At 72.9% G+C, this 11350-nt stretch carries 11 protein-coding genes; 7 read left to right on the forward strand and 4 right to left on the reverse strand.

Annotation, left to right across the window (positions count from 1 at the left end; genetic code table 11):
- Positions 1 to 118: 118 nt before the first annotated feature.
- Entirely contained in the window at positions 119 to 2197 is a 2079-nt protein-coding gene (locus ACIOHP_RS21370) for a SpoIIE family protein phosphatase (protein ID WP_401889656.1), read from the forward strand.
- A 108-nt stretch (positions 2198 to 2305) separates the two neighbouring features.
- Here the strand turns inward: ACIOHP_RS21370 and ACIOHP_RS21375 are convergent, their stop codons facing one another.
- The gene (locus ACIOHP_RS21375) at positions 2306 to 3091 is read right to left on the reverse strand and encodes a putative protein N(5)-glutamine methyltransferase (RefSeq protein ID WP_401889659.1); all 786 of its coding nucleotides are present in this window, start codon (positions 3089 to 3091) and stop codon (positions 2306 to 2308) included.
- Between the two features lie 134 nt (positions 3092 to 3225).
- On the opposite strand from ACIOHP_RS21375, the gene ACIOHP_RS21380 reads away from it, so the two are divergent.
- Positions 3226 to 3621 carry a MarR family winged helix-turn-helix transcriptional regulator gene (locus ACIOHP_RS21380; RefSeq protein ID WP_401890055.1) on the forward strand — a complete coding sequence of 132 codons (396 nt, stop codon included), beginning with the start codon at positions 3226 to 3228 and terminating at the stop codon, positions 3619 to 3621.
- 4 nt (positions 3622 to 3625) lie between these two features.
- On the opposite strand, the gene ACIOHP_RS21385 is transcribed toward ACIOHP_RS21380, so the two are convergent.
- Both ACIOHP_RS21385 and ACIOHP_RS21390 read right to left on the reverse strand, forming a co-directional pair.
- Positions 3626 to 4363 (reverse strand): GNAT family N-acetyltransferase, encoded by a 738-nt coding sequence (locus tag ACIOHP_RS21385; protein WP_361544164.1) that lies wholly within the window; start codon positions 4361 to 4363, stop codon positions 3626 to 3628.
- Positions 4360 to 5286: a zinc-binding alcohol dehydrogenase family protein gene (locus tag ACIOHP_RS21390; RefSeq protein ID WP_401889662.1), complete on the reverse strand. Its 927-nt coding sequence runs from the start codon at positions 5284 to 5286 to the stop codon at positions 4360 to 4362. The genes ACIOHP_RS21385 and ACIOHP_RS21390 overlap by 4 nt, the downstream gene beginning before the upstream one ends.
- Positions 5287 to 5437: 151 nt before the next feature.
- Between ACIOHP_RS21390 and ACIOHP_RS21395 the strand changes: the two genes are divergently transcribed.
- From ACIOHP_RS21395 to ACIOHP_RS21405, 3 genes are all read left to right on the forward strand, one after another.
- Positions 5438 to 6043 (forward strand): sulfite oxidase-like oxidoreductase, encoded by a 606-nt coding sequence (locus ACIOHP_RS21395; RefSeq protein WP_361544158.1) that lies wholly within the window; start codon positions 5438 to 5440, stop codon positions 6041 to 6043.
- Entirely contained in the window at positions 6036 to 6809 is a 774-nt protein-coding gene (locus ACIOHP_RS21400) for a ferredoxin reductase (protein ID WP_401889665.1), read from the forward strand. Before ACIOHP_RS21395 ends, ACIOHP_RS21400 begins: the two co-directional genes overlap by 8 nt.
- A gap of 119 nt (positions 6810 to 6928) precedes the next feature.
- The gene (locus tag ACIOHP_RS21405; protein ID WP_401889667.1) at positions 6929 to 7516 is read left to right on the forward strand and encodes a hypothetical protein; all 588 of its coding nucleotides are present in this window, start codon (positions 6929 to 6931) and stop codon (positions 7514 to 7516) included.
- A 31-nt stretch (positions 7517 to 7547) separates the two neighbouring features.
- Here the strand turns inward: ACIOHP_RS21405 and ACIOHP_RS21410 are convergent, their stop codons facing one another.
- Positions 7548 to 8906, reverse strand: coding sequence for an 8-oxoguanine deaminase (locus tag ACIOHP_RS21410; protein WP_401889670.1), 1359 nt, complete (start codon positions 8904 to 8906; stop codon positions 7548 to 7550).
- A 100-nt stretch (positions 8907 to 9006) separates the two neighbouring features.
- Between ACIOHP_RS21410 and ACIOHP_RS21415 the strand changes: the two genes are divergently transcribed.
- Positions 9007 to 9975, forward strand: a complete 969-nt coding sequence (locus tag ACIOHP_RS21415; RefSeq protein WP_361489117.1) for an acetylxylan esterase — start codon at positions 9007 to 9009, stop codon at positions 9973 to 9975.
- A gap of 99 nt (positions 9976 to 10074) precedes the next feature.
- A complete protein-coding gene (locus ACIOHP_RS21420; protein ID WP_401889672.1) occupies positions 10075 to 11241 on the forward strand; it encodes a serine hydrolase domain-containing protein in 1167 nt (388 codons plus the stop codon).
- Positions 11242 to 11350 lie beyond the last annotated feature (109 nt).

The raw sequence follows: 11350 nt of genomic DNA on the forward strand, positions 1-11350 counted from the left end.
GTTGAGGGATGGTGGAGGAGGGCGCCACAGGCGCCCCGGCGACAGTTGGGCGCGGTACAACAGGGGAGTCGGCACGGGGGACGACGTGCCGTGTGGACGGTCGAAGGCGGTGCGTGCGATGAGTGCAACCGGGTCTCCGGTCGCCGAGGGCGACGGGCCGGTGCGCGGGGCGGTACGGCCCAGCGGACTGCTCGACGTACTGGGCGTGGCCTCGGTCGTCCTGGACGCCGAGGGGAAGATCGTGCTGTGGAGTCCCCAGGCCGAGGAGCTGTTCGGCTACTCGGCACGCGAGGCGCTGGGGCAGTTCGCCGCCCGGATCATGGTCCATGAGCAGTACCTCGACCTGGTCGTCAAGCTGTTCGCCGACGTCATGGTCACCGGCGAGGGCTGGGCCGGTGCCTTTCCGATCCGGCGCAAGGACGGCACCACGCGGCTGGTGGAGTTCCGCAACATGCGCCTCCTCGACGACCGCGGGGACGTGTACGCGCTGGGGCTCGCGGCCGACCAGAACACCGTGCGCGGCCTGGAACGGGACGTGGCGCTGTCGACGCGGATGATCTCCCAGTCCCCCATCGGGCTCGCCGTCCTGGACACCGACCTGCGGTACGTCACGGTCAACCCGGAACTCGAACGGCTCAACGGCGTCCCGGCCGAGGAGCACATCGGCCGGACCATGGGCGAGGTCCTGCCGCAGATCGACGTCGAAAGCATCGAGGCGGCGGCACGCGGGGTGCTGGAGACCGGTCGCCCGCTCGTCGACCAGCACACCCTGGGCCGTACCCCGGCCGACCCGGACGAGGACCATGCCTGGTCGGTCTCGCTCTACCGGCTGGAGGACGCGGTCGGCACCGTGCTGGGCGTCGCCGTCTCGGTGGTGGACATCACCGAGCAGCATCGGACGGCCGTCGCGGCCGAAGCGGCCCGACGGCGCCTGGCCGTCATCGCGGACGCCTCCGCCCGTATCGGCACCACTCTGGAACTGGACCGCACGGCCCGCGAGCTGGCCGAGGTCGCCGTGCCGGAGCTCGCCGACATCGCCGCCGTGGATCTGCTGGACGCGGTGATGGAGGGCAGACGCAGCATCCTCGGCCCCACCGAGCCGGCCGTGATCCGGGCCCTGGCCGTCCAGGCGGACCATCCCACGGAGGCCCTCAGCGCCGCCGACCCGCCCGGACAGGTCGCCCGGTACGGCGCCGACCGTCTGGTCACCGAGTGCGTGCGCACGGGCCGGCCGGTCATGGTGGCCGAGGTCGAGGAAGCCGACCTGCCCCGCATCGCCCGCTCCCCCGAGGCGGCGGGACAGCTGGCCCGCGCGGGCGTCCACTCGTATCTGGCCGTGCCGCTCATCGCGCGCGGCGAGGTGCTCGGCGCCCTCGACCTCAAACGCACCCGCAATCCGCTGCCGTTCAGCGAGGACGACCTGCTGCTGGCCCGGGAGCTGGCGGCCCGTGCCGCCGTGCAGATCGACAACGCCCGCTGGTACCAGAACGCCCGCGACACCGCCCTGACGCTGCAGCGCAGTCTGCTGCCCAGCCATCCGCCGGTGACGGGCGGCCTGGAGGTCGCCTCCCGCTACCAGCCCGCGGGGGCGACCGCCGAGGTCGGGGGCGACTGGTTCGACGTGATCCCCCTCGACGGCCGCAAGACCGCGCTGGTCGTGGGCGACGTGATGGGCAGCGGCATCAACGCCGCCGCGACCATGGGCCGGCTGCGCACCGCGACGAACACCCTGGCCTCCCTGAACCTGGAACCGGCCCGGCTCCTGGAGCACCTCGACCGGATCACCCAGGACCTCGAGGACTCCATCGCCACCTGCGTCTACGCCGTCCACGACCCGCATCTGCGCCAGTGCCGGATCGCCAACGCCGGGCATTTGCCGCCCGTCCGCCTCCGCTCGGGACGCAAGCCGGAACTCCTCGACCTGCCCACCGGGGCGCCGCTGGGCGTGGGCGGGGTCGCCTTCTCCACCACGACCGTCGACCTGGAACCCGGCGACCGGCTGGTGTTCTACACGGACGGTCTCGTCGAGACCCGCCAACATCCCCTCGACGAACGCCTGGACGCGCTCCTGGACCTCCTCGACGGCCCCGACCGCCCACTGGAGGAGGTGTGCGACCTCCTGTTGCGCACACTGCACCAGCCGGACAACTCCGACGACGTGGCGCTGCTCATCGCCCGCGCCCAGACACCGGGTTGACCTTCCCGATTCACAGGAACCCGTCACCAGGCGGACGACGACCAGGTGGCGACGGCCTGAAGCGGGACGAGACGGTGTACGTGGCCGGTACCCGGTCCGGCGGCGGCGCTACGACCTGACGCCGATCACGACGTTGGCGTACCACTCCTCGGAGACGACGACCCGCGATGTCAGCCCCGCGCGGGTGAAGGCGTCGACGGCCGTGGGCGCCTGCCGTTCGCTCGTCTCGACGAGCAGACAGCCGCCGGGCGCAAGCCACTCGGGCGCCCCGGCGGCGACCCTGCGCAGCACGTCCAGCCCGTCGCTCCCCCCGTCCAGGGCGACCAGCGGCTCGTGCTCGCGCGCCTCCGCGGGCAGGAACGCGACCTCGTCGGAGGGGACGTACGGCACGTTCGCCGCGAGGATGCCGACGCGGCCGCGCAGTCGCCCGGGCAGCGCCCCGTAGAGGTCGCCCGCGTGGACGTGGCCGCCGAAGGGGGCGATGTTGCGCCCCGCGCAGCGCACCGCGGCCGGGTCGATGTCGGCGGCGTGCAGCTCGGCACCGCCGAGCGCGTCGGCGAGGGCCGCTCCCACCGCGCCCGAGCCGCAGCACAGGTCCACGACGACGGAGGCGTCCGGGGCGTGGGCGAGGGCCTGTTCGACCAGGAACTCGGTGCGGCGGCGGGGCACGAAGACCCCGGGTTCCACGGCGATGCGCAGCCCGCGGAACTCGGCCCAGCCGACGACGAGTTCGAGGGGGGCGCCGCCGGCGCGGCGGTCCACCATCGCCGTGAGTTCGTCCGGGGTGCGGGCGGCGGCGAGGAGCAACTGGGCCTCGTCCTCGGCGAAGACACAGCCCGCGGCGCGCAGTGCCGCCACGACGGAGTCGCGCAAGGAGGCAGAAGTGGAAGTCATGGAGGCAGCAACCCTACCCGCCCACGACCTCCCATGGTTGGCATACCCAACTCTCGCAAGTTGTAGTATGCAACGAGAGCCGTGGAGGAGGTCCCGTGGACGCAACCGAGGCCGTCGAGAGCATCCAGCGCGAGATGACGATCTTCGCCCGGCGGGCCCGGGCGTCGGCGGGCCGTATGCACCCCGAGCTGTCGCTGGTCTCGTACACGCTGCTCGGGCACCTGGAGGAGCGCGACGGCTGCCGCGCCACCGACCTCGCCGCGCACTACGCCCTCGACAAATCCACCGTCAGCCGCCAGGTGACCGCGCTGGAACGCGCCGCGCTCGTCGAGCGGCGCCGGGACCCGGAGGACCACCGTGTCCACGTGCTGCATCTGACGGAGACCGGCCGGGAGATCCTCGCCCAGGTCACCGTGAGCCGCCGGGCCGCCTTCCGGGAGCGGCTCGCGAACTGGCCGGAGGAGGATCTCGCACGGTTCGCCGACTACCTCGTGCGGTACAACGCCTGGTCGGGCCCGCAGGAGGGCTGAGCGCCTAGGACACGGCCACCAGCCGTTCCGGCGCCCGTGCCGCGGCGAACGCGGTCCTGCGACGGAGCCGGAAGCCCAGCGACTCGTACAGCCGGATCGCACCGGTGTTCCCCGCGGCCGCATGCAGGAACGGCGTCTCACCGCGCTCCCTGATGCCGTACGCGACGGCGTGCATCAGCCGGGTCGCCAGGCCCTCGCCGCGGAAGGCGGGGTCGGTGCAGACCGCGCTGATCTCGGTCCACCCGGGCGGGTGGAGCCGCTCCCCCGCCATGGCGACGAGGGCACCGTTCCGGCGTATGCCCAGGTAGGTACCCATCTCGATGGTGCGCGGCAGGAAGGGCCCGGGCCGAGTGCGCTCGACCAGGTCGAGGATCTCGGGTACGTCGGCGGGGCCGAGGCGCACGGCCTCCGGTTCCGGTGCGGCGGCCACCCCGTCGTCGACGAGCTGTACGCCGTCGATGCGGGCCGTGATCTCCCAGCCGTCCGGCACCTCGCCCCGGTAGCCGGGCAGCGGGACCTCGGCGCCGGGACCCGCGAGGGCCGCGAGGTCGGCCCAGTCGTCGGCGTCCGGCTCGTCCGGCAGGGCCAGCCAGGGCGAGACGTCCAGCGGGTAGCGCACGACACGTCCGCGGCGCTCGGCGAAGTGGGCGTGCGGCCCGGTCAGGGAGGCGAGGGCGGGGTTGTCGAGGACGTGGGGTATGCCGGGGCGGGGCGTGCCCGCCGACGTGGTGCCGTGGCTCATCCGGCGACCTCGATCACGACCTTGCCGCGCGCATGACCGTCCTCGACGGTGCGCAACGCCTCGCCGGCCTCGGCGAGCGGGAACCGCCGCACGACATGCGGGTCCAGATCGCCCTTCACCACCAACCGCGCCACGGCTTCCAGTACGGCGGCGGTACGGGCCCGGGCCACCCGGGCGCCGCCCAGCCGCTCCACGTCCTGCTCCGACGCCCCCGCGGTGATCAGCTTCGTCCGGTCGGTCAGCAGCTGCGCCGCCTCGGTCAGCACCTCACCCCCCACGAGGTCGTAGACCCCGTCGACGCCGTCCGGTGCCGCCGCCCGCGCCCGCTCGGACCAGTCCGGTCCCGACGGGACGTGGACGGCGCCCAGCGACTCGACGAAGTCCTTCTTGCCCGCGCTCGCGACGCCCAGCACGCGGATTCCCAGCGCCCGGGCGATCTGCACGGCCGCGGCACCGACCCCGCCGCCCGCCCCGGTGACCAGAAGGGTCGCTCCCGTGGGCAGGTCCAGCTGGCGCACCCCGTCGTACGCCGTCGCGGCGGCCACGGGCAGGGTCGCCGCGTCGGCGAACGCCAGCCCGGCCGGCTTGCGCGCGGCCAGGGCGACGGGGAGCAGGGTGTACTCGGCGTAGCCGCCGGTCAGGGTGTTGCCGAAGACCTCGTCTCCGGCGGTGAACCCGTCGACGCCGTCGCCGACCGCCTCGACGACACCGGAGACCTCGCTGCCGAGGACCGCGGGGAACACGCGCTCGCCGGTGTCGGTGGGCCGGCGGTATCCGGTCCGCAGCTTCCAGTCGACCGGATTCACGCCTGCGACACGCACGGCGACCAGCAGCTGTCCGGGTCCGGGCACGGGCCGCTCGACCTCGACGAGCGCCTCGGTCTCCGGACCGCCGTACCGCGTGAACACGTACGCCTTGGGCATGGCTCCCACTCTCCTTCGCTCGCGCCGGGCACCAGTCGGAAGGAAGATCGGCGAACAGCTATTCCCCAGGCGGCGGAGTGTTCATACGGCCGCAATGATCGCGGTCCTGACCAGGGACGGAGCACTGCCGACCACAGCGTACGGTTGAACCATGAACGTCACCCGAGGCTTCACCGGGCGCCCCCGCGCCCACAACGCCGGGCTGCCGCCCGGCCAGTACGACGCGGGCGACGACTGGCCCGTGCTGTCCGCGGAGGTCACACCGGAGCTGTCGCCGGCCGAGTGGACCTTCCGCGTCGACGGGCTGGTCGAGGAACCGCGCACCTGGGACTGGGACGAGGCGCACGCGCTGCCGGGTTCGGTGTACGAGGGTGACATCCACTGTGTGACGAGCTGGTCGAAGTTCGGGGTGCGGTTCGGGGGTGTCTCGCTGGACGCCTTCCTCGATGTGGTCCGGCCACATGGGTCCGCCACCCATGTCGTCGCCTACTCCCACACCGGCTACACCACCAACCTGCCGCTGGCCGACGTGACCGGCGGCAAGGCGTGGATCGCGTGGGAGTTCGACGGGAAGCCGCTGTCCCCCGAGCACGGGGGGCCGGCGCGGCTGCTCGTACCGCACCTGTACTTCTGGAAGAGCGCCAAGTGGATCGCGGGCCTGCGGCTCCTCGACCAGGACGAGCCGGGGTTCTGGGAGCAGAACGGCTATCACGCGCGGGGCAACCCGTGGGAGGAGCAGAGGTACTCCGGTGACTGAGCAAGCCGTGCAAGCGCCTTCGTTCACTCCCCCGACGCGGTTCGCCGTGCCCGGGCGCATCGCCGTCAGCAACCGGGCCGCCGCGCTGTGGCAGACCGCGACGCTCACCGAGATCCGCCGGGAGACTCCGCACGCCGCCACCTTCCGGTTCGCGGTGCCCGCCTGGGCGGGGCATCTGCCGGGTCAGCATCTGATGCTGCGGCTGACCGCCGAGGACGGCTATGTGGCCCAGCGCCACTACTCGATCGCGTCCGCGCCCGACGACGCGGGGCACATCGAACTGACCCTGGACCATGTCGAGGGCGGCGAGGTCTCGGGCTGGTTCCACAAGGTCGCCGAGCCCGGTGACGAGGTCGAGGTGCGCGGCCCGCTCAGCGGCTTCTTCGCCTGGCCCGGCGACCGGCCCGCGCTGCTGATCGGCGCCGGCTCCGGGGTCGTCCCGCTGATGTCGATGGTGCGGCACCACCGGGCACAGGGCCTGTCCGTGCCGCTGCGGCTGCTGGTGTCGGCACGCAGCCCCGAGGAGCTCATCTACGCGGGCGAGTTCGACGCCGAGACGACGCCCGTCTTCACCCGCAGGGCCCCGCAGGGGGTACCGGTGGGACGTATGGCGGCCGCACATGTGGCGCCGCTCCTGGCCGAGCAGCCTCCCGGTGGGTGGGAGGCCTATGTGTGCGGCTCCAATGCCTTCGCGGAGCACGCGTCGCGGTTGCTGGTCGCGGCGGGGCAGCCGGTGGAGCGGATCCGGATCGAACGGTTCGGCTGACCCTCCCCGGCGTCCCTCCGTTTCACGGCGACACTGCCGGGCACTCCTGTGCAGCGAGGCTGTGAGCGGGTACTGGGTCTGTGCGGGCACTCGCAGGCGTACGCGGTGCGGAGGTCGACATGCGAACCCGGGTGCGCGGCTGGCGGTGGCGGCGGAATCCGCTGCGGCGCCGGTCGGACGTCGTGGAGGCGTGGACGGTGCTGGCCGTCGCCGTACTGCTGCTCGTGGCCGCGCCGCTCGCCGGGGTGGGCGCGGCCGGCTGGGCGCGTTCCGAGGCGCAGGCGACCGCGGCGTCCCAGCGTGCCGAGCGGCACAGCGTGCGGGCCGAGGTGGTCGGTGTGGATCCCGGCTCACCGGCGACGATGCAGGGCGCCCGACAGCACACGTATCTCACGACGGTCCGCTGGACGGAACCGGGCGGGAACGAGCGGACCGCCACGGCGCGGGTCCCGGGCGGCACGCGCGACGGTGACGTGGTCGAGGTGTGGTTCGACTCCCGGGGCCGTAACGTCAAGCCGCCCCCGGACGGCTTCTCCGTCTGGCAGTACACCCTCACCATGGGCGCCTGCGCCACGGGCGGCGCGGCCGCTCTGATCCTCCTGGGCCGTGCCGCCGTACGGCATGTGTCCACGCGGCACCGGCTGGCGGAGTGGGAGGAGGAGTGGGCGCGCACCGAGCCGGAGTGGTCGCGGTGGCGGTGGGCGTGAGCCGACCCCGCGAGCGCCCGGCGGTCCCGCGTCAGCCCATCCTCTGCATCCGCCGCGCGATCTTCCCGTGGTCCCGCAACGCCCCCGCCAGGCCCGGCAGCACGGGTTCCCCGCGGTCGACGAGGACCCGCCCGCCGACCACCGTCGTCCACGCCCGGGCCGGCCCGCAGCGCAGCCAGGCCTCCACCGGATCGCTGAGCGCGCCCGCGAGGGCGACCTCGTGGAGGTCCCAGACGACGAGGTCGGCGCAGGCGCCGGGGCGCAGATGGCCGATCTCCTCGTCGCGGCCGAGGCAGCGGGCCGAGCCGCGGGTGGCCATGTCGAGGGCGTCCCGCGCGCTCATCGCACCGGGGCCACCGCGGTAGCGGCCGAGCAGCAGGGCGTTCCGGGTCTCCATCCAGAGGGAGGCGTGGTCCGTGGAGGCCGAGCCGTCGCAGCCGATGCCGACGGGCAGGCCGAGTTCGCGCATCTCCCGCACCCGGGCCGTGCCGCCGCCGATCAGCATGTTGGAGCTGGGGCAGTGCGCCACGCCGACGCCCGCGGCCGCGAGGCGGCGCATCTCGTCGTCGCTGGGGTGGATGCAGTGGGCGACCCAGGTCCGGTCGCTCATCCAGCCGCAGTCCTCGAAGTACTCCACGGGCCGGCAGCCGTAGGTCTCCAGGCAGTACGTGTCCTCGTCGTGGTCCTCGGCCAGGTGGGTGTGGAGGCGTACGTCGTGGCGCTCGGCGAGTTCGGCCGTGGCCGTCATGACTTCCTTGGTGACCGAGAACGGCGAGCAGGGGGCGAGCGCCACGCGGATCAGGGCACCTGGTGCCGGGTCGTGGTGGGCCTTGATCAGACGCTCGCTGTCGGCGAGCACCTCGTCCGTGCTCTGTGTGACGCTCCTCGGCGGCAGTCCCCCGTCCTCGACGGACCGGGTCATGGAGCCGCGCGTCGCGTGGAAGCGGAAGCCGATGTCGCGGGCGGCGCTGATCTCGGCGTCGACCAGGCGTGGACGCGGGTGGACGTAGAGGTGGTCCGAGGAGGTCGTGCAGCCGCCCATGAGCAGCTCGGCCATGCCCACGTAGGCCGAGACGTACGCGGCCTCCTCGTCGAGGGCGGCCCACAGCGGGTAGAGAGTGGTCAGCCAGTCGAAGAGCGTGCCGTTCACGGCGGGCGCGTAGGAGCGGGTGAGGTTCTGGTAGAGGTGATGGTGCGTGTTGACCAGGCCCGGGGTGACGAGCCGTCCCGCCGCGGAGAGGGTCGTCGCGGCCCCGGGTTCGCTTCCCGGGGTGCCCACGCCGGTGACCCGACCATTGGCGACGGCGACCCAGCCGCCGGGGATCTCCCGATCCCCGTCCACGACCAGCAGTTCGGCGTCCTTGACCAGCAGATCAACGGCTGACGTCATGACGTCATCGTAGACAGGTACCTGGCCGAAGGCCTGGCGAGTCGTCGGACCTCACACGTACGGTGTGATCATCACTGGCCCTCTTCAAAGGCGGTCCTGCATGGCCCTGTTCGACCTCCCCCTCGACGAGCTCCACGAGTACCGCAGCGCGTCCGTCGAGCCCGAGGACTTCGACACGTTCTGGACCAAGACCCTCCAGGAGGCCCGCGAGCACGACCTGGACGCCCGTTTCGAACTCGTCGACACCGGTCTGACGACGGTCGAGGTGTACGACGTGACGTTCGCGGGGTTCGGCGGGCACCCGGTGAAGGGCTGGCTGACACTGCCCGCCGGAGCCGCCGAACCGGTGCCGCTGGTGGTGGAGTTCATCGGGTACGGAGGCGGGCGCGGGCTGCCGCACGAGCATCTGCTGTGGGCGTCCACGGGCCGGGCGCACTTCGTGATGGACACCCGCGGCCAGGGCAGCGCGTGGGGCGGGGGCGGCGGCACGGCGGATCCGGTGGGCGGGGCGCCCGCCTACCCCGGTTTCATGACGCGGGGCATCGACGCACCCGAGAACTACTACTACCGCCGGGTGTTCACGGACGGGGTGCGCGCCGTCGAGGCGGCCCGTTCGCATCCCGCGACCGACGCCTCCCGCACGGTCGTGCTCGGCACCAGCCAGGGCGGCGGCATCACGATCGCCGTGGGCGGTCTGGTACCTGACCTGGTCGCCGTCGCGCCGGACGTGCCGTTCCTGTGCGACTTCCCCCGGGCGGCGAAGTTGACGGACCGTCACCCGTACCGTGAGATCGGCCTGTTCCTCAAGACCCACCGCGGCCGCACCGAGGACGCCCTGCGCACCCTGTCCTACTTCGACGGCGTCCACTTCGCCGCCCGCGGCCGTGCCCCGGCCCTCTTCTCCACGGCCCTGGAGGATCAGACCTGCCCGCCCTCGACGGTCTTCGCCGCGTTCAACTCCTGGGCGCACGACGAAAAGGAGATCGAGGTCTACGACTTCAACGACCACGAGGGCGGCGGCCCCTACCAGCAGGCCGTCAAGCTGCGCTGGCTGCGCTCGTACGTCTGAGGAACCAGGTCTTCCCTCCAGTCCGACCAGTCGGTACGTTCATCGGGCCCGGACCGCAGTGCCGCGGTCCGGGCTTTCGGCGGACGACGGAGGCCAGCCATGTCCGAGCACGGAGCCCGCGTTCAGGGGCACTGCGACGAGCGTTTCGCGGCGGTGCGTGTCGCGTTCGAGGAGAACTTCCGGGAGCGGGGCGAGCTGGGGGCGGCGGTGGCCGTCACCGTCGGCGGGCGGACCGTGGTGGATCTGTGGGGCGGGTGGGCGGACGCCGCGCGCACCCGGGCGTGGGAGCGGGACACGCTGGTCAATGTGTGGTCGACCTCGAAGGGCCCGGTGGCCCTGTGCGCGCACATCCTCGCCGACCGGGGGCTGCTGGACTTCGACGCGCCGGTGGCCGCGTACTGGCCCGAGTTCGCCGCGGCGGGCAAGGAGAAGGTGCTCGTACGGCATCTGCTGTCGCACCGGGCGGGGCTGTCCGGGCCGCGGGAGCCGCACTCGCTGGAGCAGCTCTACGACTGGGAGTTGACGACGCGGCGGCTCGCGGGGACGGAGCCCTGGTGGGAGCCGGGCTCGCGGTCCGGGTACCACGCGCTGACGTACGGCTTCCTGGTCGGCGAGGTGGTGCGGAGGGTGTCGGGGCTGCTTCCGGGGGCCTTCCTGGAGCGGGAGGTGACCGGTCCGCTCGACATCGACTTCACCGTGGGGCTGCCGGAGAAGGAGTACGGGCGCGCGGCCGAGCTGGTCCATCCGCCGGCCGCGTCGAGCAGTGAACAGGCCGCGATCTTCAGCCAGTTGGCGCCCCTGGCGCTGGCCGCGCTGGCCAACCCGCCGGCCGGTGCGGCCGAGGCGAACACGCCCGAGTGGCGGGCCGCCGAGATCCCCGCCGCCAACGGCCACGGGACCGCCCGTGCCGTGTCCCAGCTGTACGGCGTCTTCGCGGGGCGGGGGACGTACGACGGCCGCCGCATCCTGTCGCCGGAGGCGGCCGAGCGGGTGCGCGAGGGGCAGGGCAGCTGCCGGGACCTGGTGCTGGGCGCCGGTTTCGAGAGCGAGACCGAGATCGGTCTTGGGCTGTGGCTGAGCGGGGCGAACGCGTCGTACGGACCCAATCCCCGGGCCTTCGGGCACGACGGATTCGGCGGTTCCTGCGGGCTGGCCGACCCCGAGGCGGAGGTGTCGCTCGGTTACGTCATGAACCGGATGGGGCCTCATATCGCCGACGACCCCCGGAAGATGGCGCTGATCGGTGCCCTCTACGAGGCCCTGTGACGGGTGGGCCGGTTTCGGTCGATCCCACGGGCCGCCCTTCCCTTGTGGTTTAGACCAATGCTAGATCTGGTGGCGCAATGAGCCCGCACGGCTACGGCACGTCACCGAC

Source organism: Streptomyces sp. NPDC087859 (assembly GCF_044742595.1).
GTDB classification, from domain to species: domain Bacteria; phylum Actinomycetota; class Actinomycetes; order Streptomycetales; family Streptomycetaceae; genus Streptomyces; species Streptomyces canus_F.

Coding starts and splice junctions, on each gene's coding strand:
- ACIOHP_RS21370 (WP_401889656.1), top strand. CDS start 119: ATGAGTGCAACCGGGTCTCCGGTCGCCGAGGGCGACGGGCCGGTGCGC.
- ACIOHP_RS21375 (WP_401889659.1), bottom strand. CDS start 3,091: ATGACTTCCACTTCTGCCTCCTTGCGCGACTCCGTCGTGGCGGCACTG.
- ACIOHP_RS21380 (WP_401890055.1), top strand. CDS start 3,226: ATGACGATCTTCGCCCGGCGGGCCCGGGCGTCGGCGGGCCGTATGCAC.
- ACIOHP_RS21385 (WP_361544164.1), bottom strand. CDS start 4,363: ATGAGCCACGGCACCACGTCGGCGGGCACGCCCCGCCCCGGCATACCC.
- ACIOHP_RS21390 (WP_401889662.1), bottom strand. CDS start 5,286: ATGCCCAAGGCGTACGTGTTCACGCGGTACGGCGGTCCGGAGACCGAG.
- ACIOHP_RS21395 (WP_361544158.1), top strand. CDS start 5,438: ATGAACGTCACCCGAGGCTTCACCGGGCGCCCCCGCGCCCACAACGCC.
- ACIOHP_RS21405 (WP_401889667.1), top strand. CDS start 6,929: ATGCGAACCCGGGTGCGCGGCTGGCGGTGGCGGCGGAATCCGCTGCGG.
- ACIOHP_RS21410 (WP_401889670.1), bottom strand. CDS start 8,906: ATGACGTCAGCCGTTGATCTGCTGGTCAAGGACGCCGAACTGCTGGTC.
- ACIOHP_RS21415 (WP_361489117.1), top strand. CDS start 9,007: ATGGCCCTGTTCGACCTCCCCCTCGACGAGCTCCACGAGTACCGCAGC.
- ACIOHP_RS21420 (WP_401889672.1), top strand. CDS start 10,075: ATGTCCGAGCACGGAGCCCGCGTTCAGGGGCACTGCGACGAGCGTTTC.